The sequence below is a fragment of the Pseudoflavonifractor gallinarum genome (assembly GCF_014982855.1).
GTDB lineage: Bacteria > Bacillota > Clostridia > Oscillospirales > Oscillospiraceae > Pseudoflavonifractor_A > Pseudoflavonifractor_A gallinarum.
Window position 1 is genome coordinate 95,818 of record NZ_JADCKF010000012.1, and the last position, 21,124, is coordinate 116,941.

At 60.6% G+C, this 21,124-nt stretch carries 16 protein-coding genes; 14 read left to right on the forward strand and 2 right to left on the reverse strand.

Features of this window, described 5'->3' with window-relative positions:
- Window positions 1-11: 11 nt before the first annotated feature.
- The 7 genes from INF37_RS13085 to INF37_RS13115 all read left to right on the forward strand — a co-directional run bounded on the left by INF37_RS13085 (window position 12) and on the right by INF37_RS13115 (window position 12,681).
- Window positions 12-6,161 (forward strand): S-layer homology domain-containing protein, encoded by a 6,150-nt coding sequence (locus INF37_RS13085; protein ID WP_193538747.1) that lies wholly within the window; start codon window positions 12-14, stop codon window positions 6,159-6,161.
- Window positions 6,162-6,257: 96 nt separating this feature from the next.
- The gene (locus tag INF37_RS13090; RefSeq protein WP_193538749.1) at window positions 6,258-7,484 is read left to right on the forward strand and encodes a YibE/F family protein; all 1,227 of its coding nucleotides are present in this window, start codon (window positions 6,258-6,260) and stop codon (window positions 7,482-7,484) included.
- A 42-nt stretch (window positions 7,485-7,526) separates the two neighbouring features.
- Entirely contained in the window at window positions 7,527-8,258 is a 732-nt protein-coding gene (locus INF37_RS13095; protein WP_193538751.1) for a M23 family metallopeptidase, read from the forward strand.
- A gap of 195 nt (window positions 8,259-8,453) precedes the next feature.
- Window positions 8,454-9,125 carry a response regulator transcription factor gene (locus tag INF37_RS13100; RefSeq protein ID WP_193538753.1) on the forward strand — a complete coding sequence of 224 codons (672 nt, stop codon included), beginning with the start codon at window positions 8,454-8,456 and terminating at the stop codon, window positions 9,123-9,125.
- A 3-nt stretch (window positions 9,126-9,128) separates the two neighbouring features.
- Window positions 9,129-11,141 carry a sensor histidine kinase gene (locus INF37_RS13105; RefSeq protein WP_193538755.1) on the forward strand — a complete coding sequence of 671 codons (2,013 nt, stop codon included), beginning with the start codon at window positions 9,129-9,131 and terminating at the stop codon, window positions 11,139-11,141.
- A gap of 55 nt (window positions 11,142-11,196) precedes the next feature.
- Complete coding sequence (locus tag INF37_RS13110) at window positions 11,197-12,384, forward strand: nucleoside recognition domain-containing protein (protein ID WP_193538757.1); 1,188 nt, start codon at window positions 11,197-11,199, stop codon at window positions 12,382-12,384.
- A gap of 87 nt (window positions 12,385-12,471) precedes the next feature.
- Window positions 12,472-12,681, forward strand: coding sequence for a hypothetical protein (locus INF37_RS13115; RefSeq protein WP_101692079.1), 210 nt, complete (start codon window positions 12,472-12,474; stop codon window positions 12,679-12,681).
- A gap of 65 nt (window positions 12,682-12,746) precedes the next feature.
- On the opposite strand, the gene INF37_RS13120 is transcribed toward INF37_RS13115, so the two are convergent.
- On the reverse strand, window positions 12,747-13,349 hold the full coding sequence (locus INF37_RS13120) for a cytidylate kinase-like family protein (protein WP_101692078.1): 603 nt from the start codon (window positions 13,347-13,349) through the stop codon (window positions 12,747-12,749).
- A 198-nt stretch (window positions 13,350-13,547) separates the two neighbouring features.
- Here INF37_RS13120 and INF37_RS13125 point away from each other — a divergent pair, with 198 nt between their 5' ends.
- The 4 genes from INF37_RS13125 (at window position 13,548) to INF37_RS13140 (ending at window position 17,239) form a co-directional block, all read left to right on the forward strand.
- Complete coding sequence (locus INF37_RS13125; RefSeq protein ID WP_193538759.1) at window positions 13,548-13,970, forward strand: RrF2 family transcriptional regulator; 423 nt, start codon at window positions 13,548-13,550, stop codon at window positions 13,968-13,970.
- Window positions 13,971-14,102: 132 nt separating this feature from the next.
- Window positions 14,103-15,290 (forward strand): cysteine desulfurase NifS, encoded by a 1,188-nt coding sequence (gene nifS / locus INF37_RS13130; protein WP_193538761.1) that lies wholly within the window; start codon window positions 14,103-14,105, stop codon window positions 15,288-15,290.
- Window positions 15,280-15,708 carry a Fe-S cluster assembly scaffold protein NifU gene (gene nifU, locus INF37_RS13135; protein WP_101692075.1) on the forward strand — a complete coding sequence of 143 codons (429 nt, stop codon included), beginning with the start codon at window positions 15,280-15,282 and terminating at the stop codon, window positions 15,706-15,708. Before nifS ends, nifU begins: the two co-directional genes overlap by 11 nt.
- 211 nt (window positions 15,709-15,919) lie before the next feature.
- The gene (locus INF37_RS13140) at window positions 15,920-17,239 is read left to right on the forward strand and encodes an L-cysteine desulfidase family protein (RefSeq protein WP_193538763.1); all 1,320 of its coding nucleotides are present in this window, start codon (window positions 15,920-15,922) and stop codon (window positions 17,237-17,239) included.
- Window positions 17,240-17,308: 69 nt separating this feature from the next.
- On the opposite strand, the gene INF37_RS13145 is transcribed toward INF37_RS13140, so the two are convergent.
- Window positions 17,309-18,073 (reverse strand): IclR family transcriptional regulator, encoded by a 765-nt coding sequence (locus INF37_RS13145; RefSeq protein ID WP_101692073.1) that lies wholly within the window; start codon window positions 18,071-18,073, stop codon window positions 17,309-17,311.
- Between the two features lie 243 nt (window positions 18,074-18,316).
- Here INF37_RS13145 and fabZ point away from each other — a divergent pair, with 243 nt between their 5' ends.
- The 3 genes from fabZ to INF37_RS13160 all read left to right on the forward strand — a co-directional run.
- Complete coding sequence (fabZ, locus tag INF37_RS13150) at window positions 18,317-18,763, forward strand: 3-hydroxyacyl-ACP dehydratase FabZ (protein ID WP_235964341.1); 447 nt, start codon at window positions 18,317-18,319, stop codon at window positions 18,761-18,763.
- 152 nt (window positions 18,764-18,915) lie between these two features.
- A complete protein-coding gene (locus INF37_RS13155) occupies window positions 18,916-20,400 on the forward strand; it encodes a 4-hydroxyphenylacetate 3-hydroxylase family protein (protein ID WP_207724981.1) in 1,485 nt (494 codons plus the stop codon).
- Window positions 20,401-20,421: 21 nt separating this feature from the next.
- A partial coding sequence (locus tag INF37_RS13160; RefSeq protein ID WP_193538765.1) for an acyl-CoA dehydrogenase family protein occupies window positions 20,422-21,124 on the forward strand: 703 nt, incomplete at its 3' end.

A 21,124-nucleotide genomic window follows, 5' to 3' on the forward strand; every position in this document is an offset into this window, starting at 1 on the left:
ATGAAAAAACAATGCGGAAAAAGCGATTCCGTCGGGTCCTGTCAAGTTTGGCCGCGCTGGCCATGCTCCTGACCCTGCTGCCCACCGCGGCCCTTGCCGCCGGGGAAGCAGAGACATACCAGAAGATCGACACAGAAGAAGCATTCACCACCGGAACGTACCTTATGGTCCTAGACAGCGGCTATGCCGTAGGGGCCCTGGATGGCTCCTGGCTGAGCGCTGTGGAGCAGACCAATACAGAGGAAACGATCCTTGATCCCGCCGTGGATTTGAGATGGAATATCTCCGTGACGGAGGACGGCGCGGTGCTTACCGACAACAATGGTGTGACGGTGGCACCCAAAGGCAGGAACGAAAACGGCATTTTGTCCGGAGACTACACATGGGCCTTCACCTTTGCGGATGGTACCTTCCGCTTTGCCGGGGTGGGCGAGGACACTGTGACGCTGGCCAGCAACAAGAGTGCTGGAAGCAAGTTCCGGGCCTACAAAAATGCGACCATCGCCGATAATCCCAATGGCTATCCCTGTGACTTTACCCTCTACAAGCTGGAGGGCGAGGGCGGCGGAGAAGTGACACCCCCCGATCCGGAGGAGCCCGAGACCATCTCCATCGCGGAGGCTCTGGCCGCCGGGTTAGACACTGCGGATCTGACCGTCAAGGGTGTGGTCACCCTGCTGGACGGGAAAAACGTCTATCTCCAGGACGATACGGGCGCGATCTGTGCCCGTATGAGCAGCAACTTCGATGACATCGCCCTGGGCGACACGGTCATTGCCACCGGACAGAGGAAGGAATATAACGGCCTGCCTCAGCTGGACGGCTGCACCTATGAAAAATCCTCTGGGTTGACACTGGCTCCTGTGGTCAAGACCATCGGAGAACTGGCTGCCACCGATATCTGCACCTATGTGACCCTTCAGAACGTGACGGTCACGGAGATTTTTGACAACAATGGTCAGTATTCCAACCCCAATATCACTATCACCGACGGCACCGATTCCATTCAGCTCTACAAGGCTGTGATCGGTGAAAAGGTAGAGGGTGAATGGCCCGTGAAGGTGGGCGATGTGATCACCATCACCGCCGCGGTGAGCGCATTTAAGGATACCCTCCAGCTGCGCAACACAATCGCCGATGAGATTGTTCTGGGCGGTACCCCCGCCGGACCGATTGCAGATGGCGATCAAGTTGTGATTTATAACCCTAAGTATTCGAAAGCTCTCTCTGGCACTTACACTGGATACTATAACAACGGTACCGATGTGAACATGGCCGACGGCATTCTCCGGGGTTTCACCGAGGCCGACGTGTGGACGGTGGCCGATAACGGCGACGGCACCTGGTCCTTCTCCTATGACGGCAAGAACATCGGTATGGGAGATCAATTCTCCAGCATGCCCCTGGGGGAGAAGAACGACAAGTGGACGCTGGAGGAGGCGGGTGACGGCCTCTATTACATCAAGAACACCGTCCGCGGCGCCTATATGGAGTGGTACGCGGAGAAGAACAACTGGAGTTCCTATTACAAAATTGGAGCAGGTCAGGAGTCTCTCTTTGCCCTGGACTTCTACAAGGTAACCGATATTCCCGGGCCTGAGCCGGGCGAGGGACTGCCCCAGGACGGCGACACCGTGGTGCTCTACAATGTGAGCGCCAAGGGCGTTCTGGCCGGACAGGACGACAACGCGGAGAGCCCCTCCGTCACCAGCGCCTCGGCCGTGGCCGCCGACCCCATCACCCAGATCGGAAACGGCGCCCGGGTCTTTACTGTGGAGCAGAACGGCGCGTATTACCGCTTCAAAACGGAGTATGACGGCTACCTCTGCTCCAACGGCACAGGCAACAATGCCTTCTATGCCAAGGAGCCTTCCGAGGATGCCGACTGGACCCTGGCGGAGTACAACGGCGGCTATACCCTGGAGAGCCGCACCGCCAAATTCAACGGGAAATATGCCCAGTTCCTGGAGTACTATGGCGGGACCTATAAGTCCTACAGCATGTACAACGTCACGGATAAGGATATTTATACCTTCCAGTTCTATCCAGTGTCCGCTGACGTGCAGGTCACAGAGGGCGTAGTCAATGTGCCTGCGGTCCGCTTTGCCGACGGCGGCGACGCCTTTGTGGGGAAGGATTACACCGTTTCCTTTACCGTAGAGAGCGTGTTCGGCGTGAAGGAGATCTCCGCCCAGTACGGGGAGACCATTGCCAATCTTGCCTATGAGAACGGCACCTATTCTCTGGTCATTCCCGCTGACGTGCTGAAAGAGGGGACCATCGAGGTCTCTGTCCGGGGCACCGACAACAAGGATGTGGCCTTCTCCGGCGCCCTCTCGATTGCAGTGAAGGATGAGCCGGTCATCTCCGGCGTATTCCCCGCCGCCAATACCCAGACCGGCGAGGAGAAGCGGCCGGAGATCGGGTTCACCTTTGCAAACGCCGGGGAGAACGCCGAAATCGTCATGACCATCAACGGCACTGCCGTCACCCCGACCGTGGAGAACGGCAAGGCCACCTATCTTCCCGCCGACGATCTGCCGGACGGACGGACCACGGTTGCCGTCACCCTCACCCGTGCGGACGGGAAGAGCACAAACCGGACCTGGAGCTTTACCATCGGCAAGGCCAATTATCAGCTCTACTTTGGCCAGCTCCACTCCCACACCACCTACTCCGATGGCTCCGGCTCGCTGGAGTCCGCCCTGGAGTATGTGAAGAACCTGCCTGAGAGCGCCAATGTGGACTTTGTGTCCTTCACGGACCACTCTAACTACTTTGACAAGTCCGGGGATGCCAACCCCGAGGCGGCGCTCTATGACATGAGTCAGGCCACAGCATACAGCCAGGAGACCTGGGCCTCCTACAAGAACACCGTGGCCGACTTCAACGCCAGCCAGTCCGATATCGTGGCCATCGCCGGCTTTGAGATGACCTGGTCGGGCGGCCCGGGCCACATCAACACCTTCAATACCCCCGGTATCGTCTCCCGCAATAACACCACTCTCAACAATAAGACGGCCGACGCGGGCATGAAGGCCTACTATGCCCTCCTCAGCCAGGCCGAGGGCAATGGCTCCATCAGCCAGTTCAACCACCCTGGCTCTACCTTCGGTACCTTTGCCGATTTCGCCTACTATGACGCTCTGATCGACAGCCGGATATTCCTGGTGGAAGTGGGCAACGGCGAGGGCGCCATCGGCGCGGGCGGCTACTATCCCAGCTATGAGTACTACATCATGGCGCTGGATAAGGGCTGGCACGTGGCCCCCACCAACAACCAGGATAACCACAAGGGCAAGTGGGGCAACGCCAACGACGCCCGGGACGTGATCCTGACCGACGACTTCTCGGAAGAGGGCCTCTATGAGGCGATCCGGAACTACCGGGTCTACGCCACCGAGGACAAGAACCTGGAGATCAACTATACCCTTAACGGCGAGATGCTGGGCACCATCATCGAGGACGTCCCGGAGATGGCCGACATCAACGTCACGCTCTACGATCCCGACGCCTCCGACTCCATCTCCAAGGTGGAAGTGGTGGTCAACTCGGGCGCAGTGGCCTACACTTGGGATGATCCCGCCCAGCTGGCCTCCGGAGAGCTGAGCTGCTCCATCCCGGCCAGTTACAGCTACTACTTTATCCGGGTCACCCAGGGTGACGGCGACATCGCCGTGACCGCCCCCGTGTGGGTGGGCGAGACCCTGAAGCTGGGCATCTCCTCGGTGGAGTGCGGCACCTCTACCCCCGTGACCGGGGAGGAGCTGACCCTCAGCACCACCCTCTTCAACAGCGAGCAGACCGATGCTACGGTCAAGTCCATCACCTACACCAGCGGCACCGAGGTTCTGGGCACACAGACCGGACTGGATACTCTGAAGGCCTCCTCCACGCTGAAGGTGGACTGGAAGTATACCCCTGAGACCGCCCGGGAGACTACCATCCGTGTGACTGCCCTGCTGGAGCAGGGCGGGACCGAGTACACCTATACCATGGACATCACCCTGGACATCCAGGATGCCTCCCAGCTGGTGTACATCGGCATTGATGCCTCCCATGCCAACGAGTATGTGGCGGGCAACTACAAGGACTCCATGGGCAACTTCGGCAACCTGGCCGCCGGCTACTCGGTGCGCACGGTGCAGCTCAACACCAGCGCGGACCTGATCGCGGCCTGTGAAAATGCCGAGGGCAAGTACAAGGCCATCATCCTCACCGCGCCCTCCCGCCGGGACGGCAGCGCCCTGAGAGACCCCTACTATAACTACACCGACGCGGAGATCCAGGCACTCCAGACCTTCAACAGTGCCGGCGGCACACTGGTGCTGGCGGGCTGGTCGGACTACTATGAGAGCTACAAGAGTTTCCCCGCAGAGGACCATATGGCGGCCCAGCAGAACAAGGTCCTGGCGACGCTGGGATCCTCCCTGCGGATCGGGGATGACGCCACCAACGACAAGGAGCTCAACGGCGGCCAGACCCAGCGGCTCTACTTCTCCACCTACAACTGGGACCACTTCCTCATGAAGGGCGTGGAATTTGACCCCGAGAATCCCAACAACAACCTCTACTCCCAGCTCTTCAGCCAGTACGGCGGCGCGTCCATCTATGTGGTGGACGAGAAGGGTGAGCCCACCGCGGTCCTGCCGGAGACGGTCTCCCCCGTGGTCTACGGCCACGCGTCCACCTACTCGGAGGACAGCGACAAGGACGGCCTGGGCGGCGACTCCATGCCCCAGTACACCGTGGCCGAGGGCGACGACCGCCTGATGGTGCTGGCCACCGAGCAGCTGCCCGGAAAGGGCCTCATCGTGGTCTCGGGTGCGGCGTTCATGTCCAACTTCGAGGTCCAGGCTCAGGTGGGCGACTCCGGCTCGGAGAAGAATTATTCCAACTACAACATCTGTGAGAATCTGGTGGGCTACCTCAATCCCATCACGGTCACCCCCATTGAGACGGTGCAGAAGCAGGAGCTGGAGGGAGTCAAGTACACCATCGAGGGTGTGGTGACCTCCAACGCCTCGGGCTATGACAAGAATACCGCCTTCTTTGACTGCATCTACCTCCAGGACGGCACGGCGGGCATCAACGCCTTCCCGGTGGCCGGCAACTTCAAGATCGGCGACAAGGTGCGCATCACCGGCACCACCTCCTCCTACCAAGGTGAGCGTCAGATCGCGGTCAAGACCATTGAGAAGATCGGCGAGGAAACTGTACCTGCCCCCAAGGCCATCACGGCAAAACAGCTCAACGACGGCTCCGTCCTGGGCAGCCTGGTGACCCTGAAGGGCACCGTGGTCTCCTTTGAGAAGGCCAACGGGCTGATCCAGACCATTCTGGTCCGCGACAGTGCCGGCACCATCGGCCGGGTGTTCATCGACGGCTATATCACCACGGATAAGGATGTACAGAACCTGAGTGTGGGGTGCAATATCTCGGCCACAGGTCTGGCGTCCTACGACAACACCTTCAACGCGCCGGACGGTCCCTTCCCGCGCATCCGCATCCGGGACCGGGCCGACATCGTCTGCACAGCGCCCAGCGGCGGTGATGACGACGATGATAATGACAGCACCACCAGCATCAAGGATCCCGAGACCCCGCTGGGCCCCGGCGTATTCACCGATCTGGACGAGAAGGCCTGGTACTATGACGATGTCTCCGCCGTCCTCAAGAGCGGTCTGATGGTGGGTGTCTCCGCCGACCGGTTCGCGCCGGAGGAGACGGTGAGCCGGGCCATGGTGGCCACGGTCCTCTACCGCCTGTCCGGTTCTCAGGACAACCGCTTCCCCACCTTCCTGGATGTACCGAGGGACGCCTGGTACCGCAAGGCGGTGGGCTGGGCCAGTGCCAACGGCGTGGTCTACGGATACAGCGCCGAGCGCTTCGGACCTGAGGATCCGGTGACCCGGGAGCAGCTGGCGGTCATGCTGTACCGCTATCAGCAGCACATGAAGCGGGATACCAGCCAGCGGGGCGCTCTCTCCGCCTTTGCCGATGAGGCGCAGGTGGGCGCCTATGCCCGCGAGGCCATGGAGTGGGCCGTGGGCGAGGGCTTGATCCAGGGCAGGACCGGCGGACTTCTGGCGCCGCTGGGCGCTACCAGCCGGGCGGAGCTGTGCTCCATTCTGGTCCGCTTCCAGGCGCTCAAGGATTGATGTATCTCCCCATTTTTCGGAAACAGCCATAACACAGGGCGCCGCCTGCCGGGTGCGGGCGGCGCCCGCTGACTTTTACCAGAGAGGATGACCGCTATGGGCCGCTGTAAACCATCTCCATCTCTTTCCCGCCTCAAAGAGGGCCTGTGCTCGCCTCGGCGTCTGGCCGGACTGGCCATGGGAGCGGGGCTGTTCCTGCTGCTGGTGGTCGGAGCCATTCTGCTCCGACCGGCGGACGGGGAACTCACCGCCGCGCAGAAGCGCCAGTTTGCCGTGGCTCGGGTCACCGATATCCTGGCGGACGACGCCAAGCCAGAGCCCTGGAGCGAAGGGCTGAGACTGGGTGCCCAGCTGCTGGAGGTGGAGCTGCTCAGCGGTCCCTATCGGGGCAGAATCCTGGAGACCCCCAACTACCTCAGCGCCTATGCCAATGTGGACTGCTCCGTGGGGACAAGGGTCATTGTCCGGCTGGACTATGACGACGCGGGAGAGCCCTATATCGTGTCGGTCCCCAACTACGACCGGGGGATCGTACTGCTGGGGATGGTGGGGGTGTTCGCCCTGCTCCTCCTGCTGCTGGGCGGAAAAAAGGGGCTCATGGCCCTGCTGGGGCTTGCCTATACGCTGGCAGGAATCTGGTTTCTGCTTATCCCCGCCATTTTGCGGGGGCTGCCCTCCATCCCCTGTGGAGTGGCGGTGTGCGCCCTCACGGCGGTGGCCTCGCTGCTGATGCTGACGGGGTGTTCCCGCAAGACCCTGTGCGCCGCCCTGGGCTGTGTGTGCGGCGTGGCCGCCGCGGGGCTGTTTGCCTGGGCGGTGGGGAAAATCACGCCCATCGGCGGGTTCAACATGGCCGAGGCGGAGGATCTGGTACTGCGGGCCTATGACGCCGACTTGGAGATCCGGGGCCTTCTGATCAGCGGGATCCTCATCGCCGCACTGGGGGCGGTCATGGATGTGGCCATGTCCATCTCCTCGGCCTGCTGGGAACTGCGGGAGGTGGACCCGAAGATCTCGTCCGGGCGGCTTTTCCGCTCCGGTATGAACATCGGGCGGGATGCCATGGGGACCATGGCCAACACCCTGATCCTTGCCTTCGCCGGGGCGTCGCTGAACACGCTGCTGCTGTTCCAGGTCTACGGCTATCCACTTATCCAGATCCTCAACAGCGACAGCATGGCGGTGGAGCTCATCCAGAGTGTGGCGGGTTCCGTGGGAATCCTGCTCACCGTGCCGCTGGTGGCCCTCTTCAGTGCCCGGATCATGCGGGGCAGCGGAGACGCGGAGAAAAAGAGTGGGAATCTTTTGAAAAGACGGGTATAAACGCCAGCGCCCCGGGCCACAATAGGCTCGGAGGTGCTAAACATGAAAGAACCATGGAAAGACCGCATCGGCGATTTTATGGCGGGAAAGGGCTTCTACATAGTCCTGTTCCTGTGCGTCGCCGCAATTGGAATCTCGGGCTATTATCTTCTTGCCAATCTGGATACTCCCAGCCAGGAGCTGGAAGTGGCCGGAAAGGTCCAGGTCACCGTCACGCCGCCCCCGGCGGAGCACTCGCTCTCGCCCCAAAAACCGGCAGTGAGCACCCGGCCTTCTCCGCAGTCCACGGCCAGACCCAGCGCCACACCGGCACCCACCCGGACACCTGTGCCCTCTGCCGCGCAGAAAGAGACGGAGACATCCACCGCCTTTGTCTGGCCGGTGGAGGGAGAGACCATCCACCCGTACAGTGTGGAGACCCTGGTCTATGATCAGACGATGGGAGACTGGCGCACCCACGAGGGGGTGGATCTGGCCGCCCCGGTGGGGAGCACGGTGTGTGCCGCCGCCGCAGGAACGGTGGTATCGGTCCATCTGGATGACCTGATGGGGACCACCGTCACCGTGGAGCACGCGGATGGGCTGCGAAGCGTATACGCCAATCTGGCGGAAGAGACCGCCGTCACCGAGGGAGCCACCGTACAGGCGGGCGATCCCCTGGGCAGTGTGGGAGAGAGTGCTATCGCCGAAAGTGCGCTGGCCCCCCATCTCCACTTTGCCCTGTGGCAGGGGGATGCTCCGCTGGACCCCGGCGAGTACCTGCCCGCCTCCTGAGTAAGGGAGAGAACGAATCAGAGCGCAATCCAGCCCCGGAGTCCGAGGACTCCGGGGCTGGATTTTTGTATGGGGGGAGAATTGCGGCAGAGAGGGCCATCGTGTATGATAAAATCAAAGGAAGGTTTATAAAAGCGGTGACACAGAGAATACAAATTCCTCTGTTATACTCCAGGAGAAAAGGGGGCGTGGAGTATGGACTGTAAGATCCTGATCGTAGAGGACGAGGCCAAGCTGCGGGAGGTGCTGTGCGACTATTTCCTCAGCAAGGGAGAGCGCCCGGTGGAGGCCGGCGACGGATTGGAGGCCCTGGAGCGGCTGGAAGAGGAGGCCTTTGACGCGGTATTGCTGGACATCATGATGCCGGGGCTGGACGGACTCTCGGTGTGCCGGGCGGTACGCCGGAGCAATGATGTCCCCATCCTATTCCTCACCGCGCTGTCCGATGAGGAGGATAAGCTGCTGGGATATGAGCTGGGGGCCGACGACTATGTGACAAAGCCCTTTACCCTGTCGGTCCTCTATGCCAAGACCATGGCTCTCATCCGGCGCAACCGGAGGAATGTGCTCGCCGGGGACCGGATGGAGGCGGGGGGCATCACGATGGAGCTTGCCGCCCAAAAGGTCTTTGCGGCCGGACGGGAGGTAGTGCTGACGCCCAAGGAATTTGCCCTGCTGCGCTGCCTCATGGAGCACAAAAACATGGTTCTAAGCCGGGAACAGCTTCTGGTCAAATGCTGGGGATATGACTACGAGGGGGAATCCCGGGCGGTTGACACCCAGATCAAGCGCCTGCGGGAAAAGCTGGGAGAGCAGGCCGCCTGCATCAAGACGGTCATCAAGGCGGGGTACCGACTGGAGGGGTGAGGGATGAGAAGACGCAACCGAGTGCGTTCCATGACGGCAATCACACGGCTCCTAGCCATTGCTGTGCTGGGTATATGGCTGGTATCCATGTACTGCGTCACGTCCATCGTGGCGGAGTATGCCGCCGCGCGATATCTGACGGAATATCATGATTTTGCGTCAGTCCTTTCGACACGGAGTTTGCAAGGGTGGCTGGGCCGGGAGCTTTCAGAAATCCATGAAAACTACGACCGGAACCGGATGTGGGAAGCGGTGGACAGCGGAAGTTCGGCAGATTCTTTTCACAACATAAATTTGAAGACGAGAGAAGGCGGTGGTTTCCTTCCGCGGCTGGATCGTGACGAGGTCTATTCCGCGGCGGCGATCTATGACCCGGAGGGAAAGCTGCTCGAATGCAGCTGGAGAGACTATTTTTACTTTGAGTATCTGACCGAGGAGCAGTGGCAAAATCGGGAGGAGCGCTCCGGAAATAACGCACGGGCGCTTTTTGACCGGGAAAAGATGACCGAAGCGGGCCGGGCAATAGTTGCGGACAGCTCGCTGACCTTTGATGCCAGCGCGATGCGGTTTACCGGCACCTTTGATGGTGTGGATCTCACACCCTGTAAAATCGAATACATTGATTGGGATGCCTTTCAGGAAGCGCTCTTCTCCAGGGGGAGCGGAGAGTATACAGCTCCCGGTGTGGTAGAGGACAACGCCCTTACCTGGATCACAATCTATGAAGATCCGGAGGCCACGGCGCTGGATGGCGAAAGGGTCACCCTCTATTCCGACTGGTTTGATGTCTGTTATAATCAGCCTGCACCGGCTTTTTCCTATGGGGGCAGCACTTACGAAAACGTGAGCGCACTTACTGAGGAGCTGGGCCCCAAACTGGCAGACGGGTTACAGGATCTGACCCGGTATGAGGGGCTGGATCTCTTGATCCCCAGTGTAAATTACTGCACGGATTTCGATGGGCAGACCCACTACTCGCCCTATTTTTATGGGGAGGGGTCCTATGAAGAGGAGGCCCCGCAGCTTCGCTTCTATACGGTCAGCATCATCTATTGTTCGCCGTGGCGCACGGCCTTCCGGGAGCTGCGCAATGTATATCTCGTTACCTTCGCGTTGGCGTTGGTACTGCTGCTGATCGTCCGGGGGCAGATCAAAAAGCGTCTGGTACAGCCGGTGGCTGAGATCGTGCAGGCCATGGGAGATCAGTGGAAGAAAGTATATCATCCCGACCATGCCCCGGCGCTGTGGGGAGAGGCGGAAGGACTGTCAAAGGCCTTTGACGCCGAGCTGGACTGGCGGCATATCCGTACCAATGAGATCAACCGCCTGACCACTGCGCTGGAATATGTCAAGTCAGCGGAGCAGAACCGCCGCCAGATGACCTCCAATATCGCTCATGAGCTGAAAACCCCTCTTGCCGTTATCCACAGCTATGCGGAGGGGCTGAAGGAGCATATCGCGGAGGAGAAGCGGGAGAAATACGTCGACGTCATTCTGGCCGAGGCCGAGCGCACCGACGCTTTGGTGCTGGAGATGTTGGACCTCTCCCGGCTGGAGGCGGGCAAGGTGAAGCTCTCCCGGGATGAGTTCTCCCTCATCGACCTGACCCGAGCGGTCTTTGAAAAATTGGAGCGGACGGCGCAGGCCAGGAATCTTCAGATCGAGTACCAGTTTCCGCCGCCCTTTACAATCACAGCGGATGAGGGGCGCATTGCCCAGGTGATTGAAAACTTTGCCTCAAATGCCGTCAAATACACCCCCGAGGGTGGGCGTATCATGGTGTGCATTCAGAATGGGCGGGATACGGTCTCCTTCTCCATTACAAATGAGAGCGCACCTTTGCCGGAAGAGGCGCTGGAGCGGATCTGGGACACCTTCTACCGGGTGGATGAGGCCCGCTCCGGCGGGGGTACGGGGCTGGGCCTGGCTATTGCAAAGAGCATCGTGGAACTGCACGGGGGCCGCTGCTCGGTGCGGAATACCGACTGGGGGGTGGAATTTCGCTTTACCCTGTGAGGGCGGCATAGGAGAGGACAGACACACATAGGATAGGCCCGTGGAGGTGATGCGTATGGCGCATAGACCGGAGCGGGGATGGGGCCGGGACGTGGGAACGGCGGTTGGCCTATTGTGTGCGGCGGCGGCGCTGATGGCCTGTCCTGCCCAGGCCATGGAGGGGGCGCGCAGCGGACTGGCGCTGTGCGGGGAGGTCATTATCCCCTCGCTGTTTCCTTTTTTCATCCTCTCTTCTCTGGTGGTGGAGCTGGGACTGGCCGGTCAGCTGGGGCGGGCGCTGGAGCCGGTCATGGGGCCGCTCTTCGGCCTGAACGGCGCCTGTGCCTCTGCTGTGGCCCTGGGGCTGATCGGCGGATACCCGGTGGGAGCCAAAACCGCGCTGGGCCTCTACGAGAATGGGCTTTGTACCCGCCGGGAGGCGGAACGGCTACTGGCCTTCTGCAACAACTCCGGCCCGGCCTTTGTGCTGGGGGTCGTGGGGGCGGGGATCTTTTCCAGCGCCCGGGTGGGACTGCTCCTCTATGGGCTGCACATCCTCTCCGCGCTGTGCGTGGGGGCGGCCTTCCGGCTGGTGTGCGGCCGGGCGGACCAAGGGGGAGGGCATGCGGGACGGCGGCCGGTCTTTCAGGCCCGACACCTCACGGCCGCCTTTACGGAATCGGTCAAGCAATCCCTCCAGGCAATGCTGAATATCTGCGCCTTTGTGGTGTGCTTCAATGTGATTTTACGTCTGCTCACTGTGACGGGGGTACTCACCGGAGCGGGACGGCTCCTCCGTGTGCTGCTGGGCCCCCTGGGGATGGACGGGGTGTGGGCCCAGCGCCTCCTGACCGGGGCACTGGAGATCTCCTCCGGTGTGTGGACCCTCTCGGGCGGGGGAGCGGCGGGGCCGCGGATGGTGATGGCCTCCCTGATCCTGGGGTGGGCCGGGCTGTCGGTCCACTGTCAGGTCCTCTCCCTGTTGGGCGGGAGCGGCCTTTCCACCCGCCCCTATCTGCTGGGAAAGGGGCTGCACGCCCTGTGTGCGGCGGGCTTCACCGCGGCGGCGGTATCGTTGCTGCCGGTGGAGCAGCCCGCCTGGAGCGCGGTGACCGGAGGGGGAGCGTTTCTCCTCTCCGTGGAGCCGGGAAGCCTCTGGATGTGCTCTATCGGGACGGCGGGAGGAATTTTTTTGCTTCTGTTCCTTCTGAGTGCCGGAAAGACGCGAAAAAAACCTGTTCACACCGGGGAAAGCGTGCTATAATATCCTAATAAGTCCATAGAAAGGCATTCGCCGCAGGATGGACTGTGCGAGAACACTGTGTACAAGAGACGGAAGTGAGGTCACACCATGCTATTCAAAAAAGAGATCGAGCCCCGCTGCGCCTACTGCGCCCGTGGGACCCAATTGGAGGAACATACCATCCTCTGTAAAAAGAAAGGCGTGGTGGAAGCGGGAGGACACTGCCGGTCGTTCCAGTATGATCCGCTCAAGCGGGTCCCGCCCCGTCCGGCCGTGCTGGACCTGAGCCGTCTGGACGACGAGGATTTCAGTCTGTAAACAGCAAGAGGGCAGACCATATGGTCTGCCCTCTTTCGTATCATCGGCGGTGCGGCATGCATCGTCTATTTGGCTTTGCAGAAATAGGCCAGCAGCTCTACAATCTCTTCCGTGGTCAGCTGGGCGCTGTTGAGGCACAGGTCATAGCTCTCCGGGTCGCCCCAGGTGCCTCCGGTATAATACTCCGAGTAGGACTTGCGCTGTTTGTCGGTTTTACGGACCAGCGCCGCGGCGGATTTTTCGTCAATCTGCTCCAGGGCGCTCACCCGGCGGACACGCTCCTCCCAGGGGGCGCAGATATAGACGCTCTTATGGGGAATGCCGGCCTGCGTCAACACATAGTCGGCACACCGGCCCACCAGAAGGCAGTCCTCCGTGCGGGCCTTCTCCCGGATGACCTCACTCTGAAGCCAGAAGAGCGTATCATTGGGGGAGGAGCCCCGGTTGACCGCGCCGTTGCCCTCATAGAGGCTCTCGAAGAGCCAGGGACTGCTCTTGCGCTCATCGGCATCTTCCAGCCGGGATACCCGGATCTGGCCGCGGGCGGCGGCCAACTCGATGAGCTCACGGTCATAAAATGCGATGCCCAGACGCTGGGCAAGACGGCGGCCGATTTCACGTCCGCCGCTCCCGAACTGACGGCTCAGACAGATAACGGTATGTTCCATACTCGGGACCTCCTTTCCGGCAGTGGGTGATTGGAACCGGGGAAATCGTTCCCCCTTTCTTATATTTTAGGTCAATTCGGAAACCCTGTCAACGGATTTCTGTACTTTGAAAGGCGGTTTTGGAGGGGAGAAACCGAGTACCCTCTTGAATTCCTACTATTTCTATCGTATAATCAAAATAAAACGAGGTGAGCAGCATTGAAAATTTCCACCAAGGGGCGCTATGCCCTGCGGGTCATGATCGATCTGGCCGTCCATCGGGATGAGGGGCTGATCCCGCTCCATGAGATCGCGGAGCGCCAGGATATTACCGTCAAATATCTGGAACAGATCATCTCTCTGCTGAGCCGGGCGGGCTTCCTTCAGAGCGTCCGGGGGAAAAGCGGGGGATACCGCCTGGTGCGGGAGCCCTGGGAATATACCATTGGGGACATCCTGCGGGCGACCGAGGGAAAGCTGGCCCCCACGGTCTGTCTGGAACTGGGACCCGATCTGTGCCAGCGGCACCAGGCCCATGGAGACTGTCCGGCCCGGGCCTTCTGGACAGAGTTCTACGATACGATCAATGACTTTCTGGACCGTAAGACCTTGCAGGATCTGCTCCCCAAGACGGGAGAATGACAGAGGTACTGTAAATTTTGACAGAAGTCCGCGTTTTGCGCTTGACAAAAAGAGCGGTCTTTATTATAATCATATTAAACCAATAGGAATTAAAGAAAAAAGAAAAATGACAGCCGAACAGGAGGTCTTTTCGTGTACGTATATGCAGACAATGCCGCCACAACTGCCATGAGCAAAACGGCGATTCGGGCTATGGAGCCCTATTATGATACGCTTTACGGCAATCCCTCCAGCCTGCACAGTGTGGGCCAGCGGGCCGCCGAAGCACTGGAGGCCGCCCGGGCCAAAGTAGCATCCTGCCTGGGTGCAAAGCCGGAGGAGATCTACTTCACCTCCGGTGGAAGCGAGGCCGACAACCAGGCCATCCGCTCCGCCGCGCTGGTAGGCGCCCGGAAGGGCAAGCGCCACATCATCTCCACCGCCTTTGAGCACCATGCCGTCCTCCACACCCTCAAAAAGCTGGAGCGGGAGGGCTTTGAGGTCACTCTGCTGGGTGTGGGGAGTCAGGGGCTGGTCAAGGTGGAGGATGTAGCCGCCGCGATCCGGGAGGATACTGCGCTGGTCACCATCATGTACGCCAACAATGAGGTGGGCACCATCCAGCCCATTGCCGAGATCGGCGCGCTGTGCCGGGAGAAGGGGATTCCCTTCCATACTGACGCGGTCCAGGCGGTGGGACACCTTGCCATCGACGTGGAGCGGGACCAGATCGATATGCTATCCCTTTCCGCCCACAAGTTCCACGGGCCCAAGGGTGTGGGTGCCCTCTACTGCCGGAAGGGACTTCCGCTGCTGCCCTTTATTGAGGGCGGCGCACAGGAGCGCAACCGCCGGGCCGGTACCGAGAACCTGGCCGGGATCGCGGGACTGGCCGCCGCGCTGGAAGAGGCCAATGTCAATCTGGAGCGCAATGCCGCCCACATCACCGCCCTGCGGGACAAGCTCATTGACGGGCTCTCGCAGATCCCCCACGCCCGGCTCAACGGAGACCGGGAGCACCGTCTTCCCGGCAATGTGAGCTTCTGCTTTGAGGGCATCGAGGGGGAGAGCCTGCTCCTCCTGCTGGATGCCAAGGGGGTGGCCGCATCCTCCGGATCGGCCTGCACTTCGGGCTCTCTGGATCCCAGCCACGTGCTGCTGGCCCTGGGACTGCCCCATGAGGTGGCCCACGGCTCCCTGCGCCTGTCCCTGTCTGAGTATAACACCATGGAGGAGATGGACCACATTCTCAAGGTCGTCCCCGAGGTGGTTTCCTATCTGCGCGACATCTCTCCCGTGTGGGAGGACCTGGAAAAAGGAGTGAAAACACATGTTATATAGTGAAAAGGTGATGGATCATTTCCAGAATCCCCGGAACCTGGGCAAGATGGAAAACGCCGACGGGATCGGAGAAGTCGGTAACGCCAAGTGCGGCGACATCATGAAGATGTATATCAAGGTGGAGGACGGGATCATCACCGATGTGAAGTTCAACACCTTCGGCTGCGGCTCCGCCATTGCCACGAGCTCTATGGCCACGGAGCTGGTGAAGGGAAAGCCCATTACAGAGGCGGTGAAGCTCACCAACCAGGCGGTGGTGGAGGCTCTGGATGGACTGCCCACCCAGAAGATCCACTGTTCCGTCCTGGCAGAGGAGGCCATCAAGGCCGCGGTCAAGGACTACTACGACCGCAACGGCATCTGCTACGATGAGAAGGATCTGGCCCCGGCGCCCGAGTGCCCTTGCTGCCACGGCTGATACAACCCCACATATGCCTCCGCCCTCCTGCGGCGGAGTGCAGATATATCCCAACTCTCTCTCTCTTTAACTCAAAAGCCATCAGGCCCGGTATCTGCCGGGCCTGATGGCTTTTCTGCATTCGGGATTGGCGGAGGGACCGGGTGTGTGCTATACTGAACTGGAATAGGGAACTTCCCGGTTGAGATTTTACAGAAGGAGGACATGGAGTATGCAGCGCAAGGATTCGCTCTACCAGAATTTTGTCCGCATTTTGGAGGAGGAGCTCCAGCCCGCGATGGGGTGCACTGAGCCCATTGCCCTGGCCTACGCAGCAGCCAAAGTACGGGAGGCGCTGGGAAAGCGGCCGGAGCGGATGAAAGTGGCGCTGAGCGGCAATCTGATGAAGAATGTGAAGAGCGTCATCGTGCCCAATACCGGCGGCCTCCGGGGGATCGAGACATCGGTGGCGGCAGGTGCGGCGGCGGGCGCGGCCGAGCGGGAACTGGAGGTCATCTCCACGGTGGACGAGGCAGGGCGGGAGGCCATTCGGGCCTTCCTGCGGGAGGTGCCCATCCAGGTGGAGCGGCTGGAGAGCCCGTCGGTACTGGACATGGAGCTCACCGCGTGGGCAGGAGATGATACGGCTCTCATCCGGATCACCGACCGACACACCAACATTGTCTCTCTTCAGCGCAACGGGGAGGAGCTGCCCCGGGCAGAGCAGGGGGAAACGCAGGATACGCCGGCAGACAAGGCGGACCGCGGCCTACTCAGCGTGGAGCGCATTGTGGAATTTGCCGATTGCCTGGACGTGGAGGATGTGCGGAGCGTCCTGGAGCGCCAGGTGTCCTATAACATGGCCATTGCCCAGGAGGGAATGGAGCACGAGTACGGCGCTGGAATCGGGCGCACCCTGCTGGAGGACGGCGGAAGCCTCAAAAACAAGGTGAAGTCCATGGCGGCCGCGGGATCGGACGCCCGTATGAGTGGGTGCGAGCTGCCGGTGGTCATCAATTCCGGCAGCGGGAACCAGGGGATCACCGCCTCGGTGCCCGTGGTGGTCTGGGCCCGGGAGAAGGGATACGACGAGGAGCGGATGTACCGGGCGCTGGCGGTCTCCAATCTGCTGGCCATCCACCAGAAGGCCTACATCGGTGTGCTCTCGGCCTACTGCGGAGCGGTGAGCGCCGGGAGCGCTTCGGCCGCCGGAATTGCCTACCTGGAGGGGGGCGGCTATGACGCGGTGGCCCACACGATGGTCAACGCCCTGGCCATCACCTCGGGGGTCATCTGTGATGGAGCCAAAGCCTCCTGCGCCGGAAAGATCGCCGTGGCGGTGGAGAGCGGTATCCTTGGCTACCAGATGTACCGGCAGGGCCACCAGTTCTGGGGCGGAGACGGGATCGTCAGCAAGGGCGTGGACCAGACCATCCGGAACGTGGGCGAATTGGCCCGGGACGGTATGAAGGAGACCGACCGGAAGATCGTGGAGCTGATGCTGGACAACCTCTCCTCCGCGCCTGGAGCGGTCGAGACGGGAAACTGCTGAACAAGAAAGAGGACCTGCTTCTCGGAAGCAGGTCCTCTTTTTGCACCAAAGAGAGCTTGGCAAGTGGGATTATCCCCGATAGCCCAGCACACGGGAGATATTGGCGGCCGTGCGCTTGACTTCTTTGATCATCTCTTCCTGATCGGCCGACATGCGGTAGTCCGGGCCGGAGACCGACACCGAGGCGATCACCCGGCGGCTCAGATCATAGATGGGAGCGCCGATGCAGATCAGGCCGCTTTCGATCTCGCCGTTGTCCATGGCATATCCTTCAATCCGGACCCGCGCCAGCTCCTCCCGCAGGCGGTCGGGATCGATGATGGTGCGCTCGGTGAGGGGGGCGCACTGCTTGAGCCACTCGCAGTAATCGTCGATATAGGCTTCGCTCTGGTCGGCCAGAATGATCTTGCCGGCACTGGTAGCATAGGCCGGGACCCGGGAACCGATCTTTGTATTACAGACAATGGAGCGGTGGGTCTCCACCTTGTCGAGATAGAAGATATCCCGGTCCAAAAGCACGCTGAGATTGATGGTCTCCTTCACCGCATTGGAGAGCTGCTCCAGCTCGGGGCGGGCCACCCGGCGGAGATCCGACTGACCCAGGATCACGCTGGAGAGCAGGATCAGGCGGGGCCCCACGCGGTAGCTCTTGCGTACCGGGTCCTGCTCCAGATATTGCCGCTCAACCAGCGTGGAGACCTGCCGGAATACCGTGGTGGTGGGGATCCCCAGATGATCCACCAGAGCCTTCAGCGTCCATTCCGTCTCTCCGTCCATAAAACATTCCAGGATCTGTAATGCACGCAGAATACTGGAAACCTGTTCTTTCGCCATATGTCATCGACCTTTCGTCCATATTTTCTACATATAAAAATCGAGGATTCAACTTGACAAAGCCCCGAAAATTGTCTATGATTAGCATATCACAATCCGTCTGATTTGTGAATCTTTTTCTGACAGATTTTCGGAATCTTTTTCCGGTATAAGGAATTGGAGGGAAAATGGTCAGAAAAGCGGCCTGATTTCTGCGGAGAACAGACCAGGCGCTGCGCCGATGACAGAAAAGGAGGGTGGAGAATGGCTGAGAACGTGATGAAACTCGATCACGTACAGGTCATGGAAATTATTCCTCACCGCGACCCCATGCTGCTCATTGATGAGGTGAGTGAGCTGGAGCCCGGCAAGCGTATTGTTGCTACCTTCTGGGTGGATCCTGCCCGCGATTTATTTCGGGGTCATTTCCCAGGCGATCCAGTGCTGCCCGGTGTTTACACTGTGGAGGCCACTGCTCAGGCCACGGACCTGATCCTGATGACCAAACCCTGCTATGCCGGCAAGACCCCCCTGTTTCTTGGCATAAACAATGTGAAGTTCCGTAAAAAGATCCTCCCCGGCGATACCCTGGAGATCCACGCGGAGCTGCTCAGCGAACGCATGGAAAAGGCAATTGCCACGTGCCGGTGTCAGGTATTCACCGCTGGAGAGCTGGCGGCGGAGACTGAAGTCACCATTGCGATGCGCTGAGGCGCTGCGCAAACCTTGGAATGGAGTGCCTGTCCCCGAGACCCCTCGTGCAGGCGCTCCATTTCGCCCATGATCCAAATTCGGAATGAGATTCCATTTTTGGCTTTTTATACCTTCTCTTTGACCTGTATATTTTAAAGGAGGAAATCTGCATGATGACATCCCAGGAGTACATCGAGAGCCTGCGGAAGCTGAAGACGCGGGTGTACATGTTCGGGGAGCAGATCGAGAACTGGGTGGATCACCCGATGATCCGTCCTTCGATCAACTGCGTGGCCATGACCTACGCGCTGGCCCAGAACCCGGAGTATGAGGATCTGATGACCGCCACCTCCAGCCTGACCGGGCGGAAGATCAACCGGTTCACCCACCTGCATCAGTCCACCGATGACCTGATCAAGAAGGTGAAGATGCAGCGTCTTCTGGGCCAGAAGACGGCCAGCTGCTTCCAGCGGTGCGTGGGCATGGACAGCTTCAACGCGGTGTTCTCCACCACGTATGAAGTGGACGAGGCCCACGGTACTCACTACCACGAGAACTTCAAGAAGTTCCTGACCATGGTGCAGGACAACGACCTGACGGTGGACGGCGCGATGACCGACCCGAAGGGCGACCGTTCCAAGGCGCCCCACGCCCAGGAGGATCCGGACATGTACGTGCATGTGGTGGAGCGGCGTGCGGACGGCATCGTGGTGTGCGGTGCCAAGTGCCACCAGACGGGTTCCATCAACTCCCACTGGCACATCTTCATGCCGACCATCTCCATGGGTCCGGATGATAAGGACTGGGCGGTCTCCTTTGCGTGCCCCACCGACGCGGAGGGCATGTACATGATCTACGGGCGTCAGTCCTGTGACACCCGGAAGATGGAGGAGAACGCAGACATCGACCTGGGCAACAAGGCCTTCGGCGGCCAGGAGGCCCTGGTGGTTCTGGACCATGTGTTCATCCCCAACGAGTATATCTTCCTGAACGGCGAGTACGAGTTTGCCGGTATGATGGTGGAGCGGTTCGCCGGGTATCACCGTCAGAGCTACGGCGGCTGTAAGGTGGGCGTGGGCGACGTGGTGATCGGCGCCACGGCGCTGGCGGCCGAGTACAACGGCGTGGAGAAGGCCTCCGCCGTGAAGGACAAACTGATCGAGATGACCCACCTGAACGAGACCCTGTACTGCTGCGGCATCGCCTGCTCCAGCCAGGGCTTCCAGACCAAGGCGGGCAACTACCAGATCGACCTGCTGCTGGCCAACGTGTGCAAGCAGAACGTGACCCGTTTCCCCTATGAGATCGTGCGCCTGGCCGAGGACGTGGCAGGCGGCCTGATGGTGACCATGCCCTCTGAGGCGGACTTCAAGTCCGGCACGGTGGTGGGCCGGAACGGCGAGACCATCGGCGAGATCTGCAACAAGTTCTTCAAGGGCCGCCCCGGCGTGTCCACGGAGGACCGTCAGCGCGTGATGCGGTTCCTGGAGAACATCTGCCTGGGTGCCGCGGCGGTTGGCTACCGTACGGAGTCCATGCACGGAGCCGGCTCTCCCCAGGCGCAGCGGATCATGATCTCCCGGCAGTGCAACATGGAGGGCAAGAAGCAGCTGGCCCGGAACATTGCGGGCATCCATAACGACAACAAGAACTGAAGGTAGGAGGCGAACCGAATTATGGAGTTCAATCTCAGCAAGGAGCAGGCGCTGGTCCAGAAGATGGTGCGCGAGTTCACGGAGAACGAAGTGAAGCCCATCGCGGCAGAGACCGACCGTACCTGCGAGTATCCCCGTGAAAACATTGAGAAGCTGTTCCGTTACGGCGTGATGGGCATGTGCGTGCCCAAGGAGTACGGCGGCGCTGGCGCGGACGACCTGAGCGCGGCCATCGCGGTGGAGGAGCTGAGCAAGGTGTGCGCCTCCACGGGCGACATCGTGGCCACCCACAACGGTCTGTGCTGCGATCCCATCCTGCGCAACGGCACCGAGGCTCAGAAGCAGAAGTACCTGCGCCTGCTGACCGAGGGCCGGAAGGTGGGCGCCTTCGCGCTGACCGAGCCCAACGCTGGCTCGGACGCCTCCAAGGGCACCACGACTGCGGTGCTGGAGGGCGACCACTATGTGCTCAACGGCTCCAAGGTGTTCATCACCAACGGCTATGTGGCCGACGTGACGGTGGTGTTCGCCATGACCGATCCCAGCAAGGGCACCCGCGGCATCTCCGCCTTCATCGTGGAGAGCAGCTTCCCCGGCTACTCTGTGGGCAAGCACGAGGAGAAGATGGGCCTGCACGGCTCCCCCACGGCTGAGCTGGTGTTCACCGACTGCATCGTGCCCAAGGAGAACCTCCTGGGCAAGGAGGGCCAGGGCTTCAAGATCG

Bases quoted from the DNA above. Each gene is read 5' to 3' on its own strand.
- INF37_RS13120 (WP_101692078.1), bottom strand. From the start codon at position 13,349: ATGGAACATACCGTTATCTGTCTGAGCCGTCAGTTCGGGAGCGGCGGA.
- fabZ (WP_235964341.1), top strand. From the start codon at position 18,317: ATGGCTGAGAACGTGATGAAACTCGATCACGTACAGGTCATGGAAATT.
- INF37_RS13100 (WP_193538753.1), top strand. From the start codon at position 8,454: ATGGACTGTAAGATCCTGATCGTAGAGGACGAGGCCAAGCTGCGGGAG.
- INF37_RS13145 (WP_101692073.1), bottom strand. From the start codon at position 18,073: ATGGCGAAAGAACAGGTTTCCAGTATTCTGCGTGCATTACAGATCCTG.
- nifU (WP_101692075.1), top strand. From the start codon at position 15,280: ATGTTATATAGTGAAAAGGTGATGGATCATTTCCAGAATCCCCGGAAC.
- INF37_RS13110 (WP_193538757.1), top strand. From the start codon at position 11,197: ATGGCGCATAGACCGGAGCGGGGATGGGGCCGGGACGTGGGAACGGCG.
- INF37_RS13155 (WP_207724981.1), top strand. From the start codon at position 18,916: ATGATGACATCCCAGGAGTACATCGAGAGCCTGCGGAAGCTGAAGACG.
- INF37_RS13115 (WP_101692079.1), top strand. From the start codon at position 12,472: ATGCTATTCAAAAAAGAGATCGAGCCCCGCTGCGCCTACTGCGCCCGT.
- INF37_RS13095 (WP_193538751.1), top strand. From the start codon at position 7,527: ATGAAAGAACCATGGAAAGACCGCATCGGCGATTTTATGGCGGGAAAG.
- INF37_RS13090 (WP_193538749.1), top strand. From the start codon at position 6,258: ATGGGCCGCTGTAAACCATCTCCATCTCTTTCCCGCCTCAAAGAGGGC.
- INF37_RS13105 (WP_193538755.1), top strand. From the start codon at position 9,129: ATGAGAAGACGCAACCGAGTGCGTTCCATGACGGCAATCACACGGCTC.
- INF37_RS13085 (WP_193538747.1), top strand. From the start codon at position 12: ATGCGGAAAAAGCGATTCCGTCGGGTCCTGTCAAGTTTGGCCGCGCTG.
- INF37_RS13140 (WP_193538763.1), top strand. From the start codon at position 15,920: ATGCAGCGCAAGGATTCGCTCTACCAGAATTTTGTCCGCATTTTGGAG.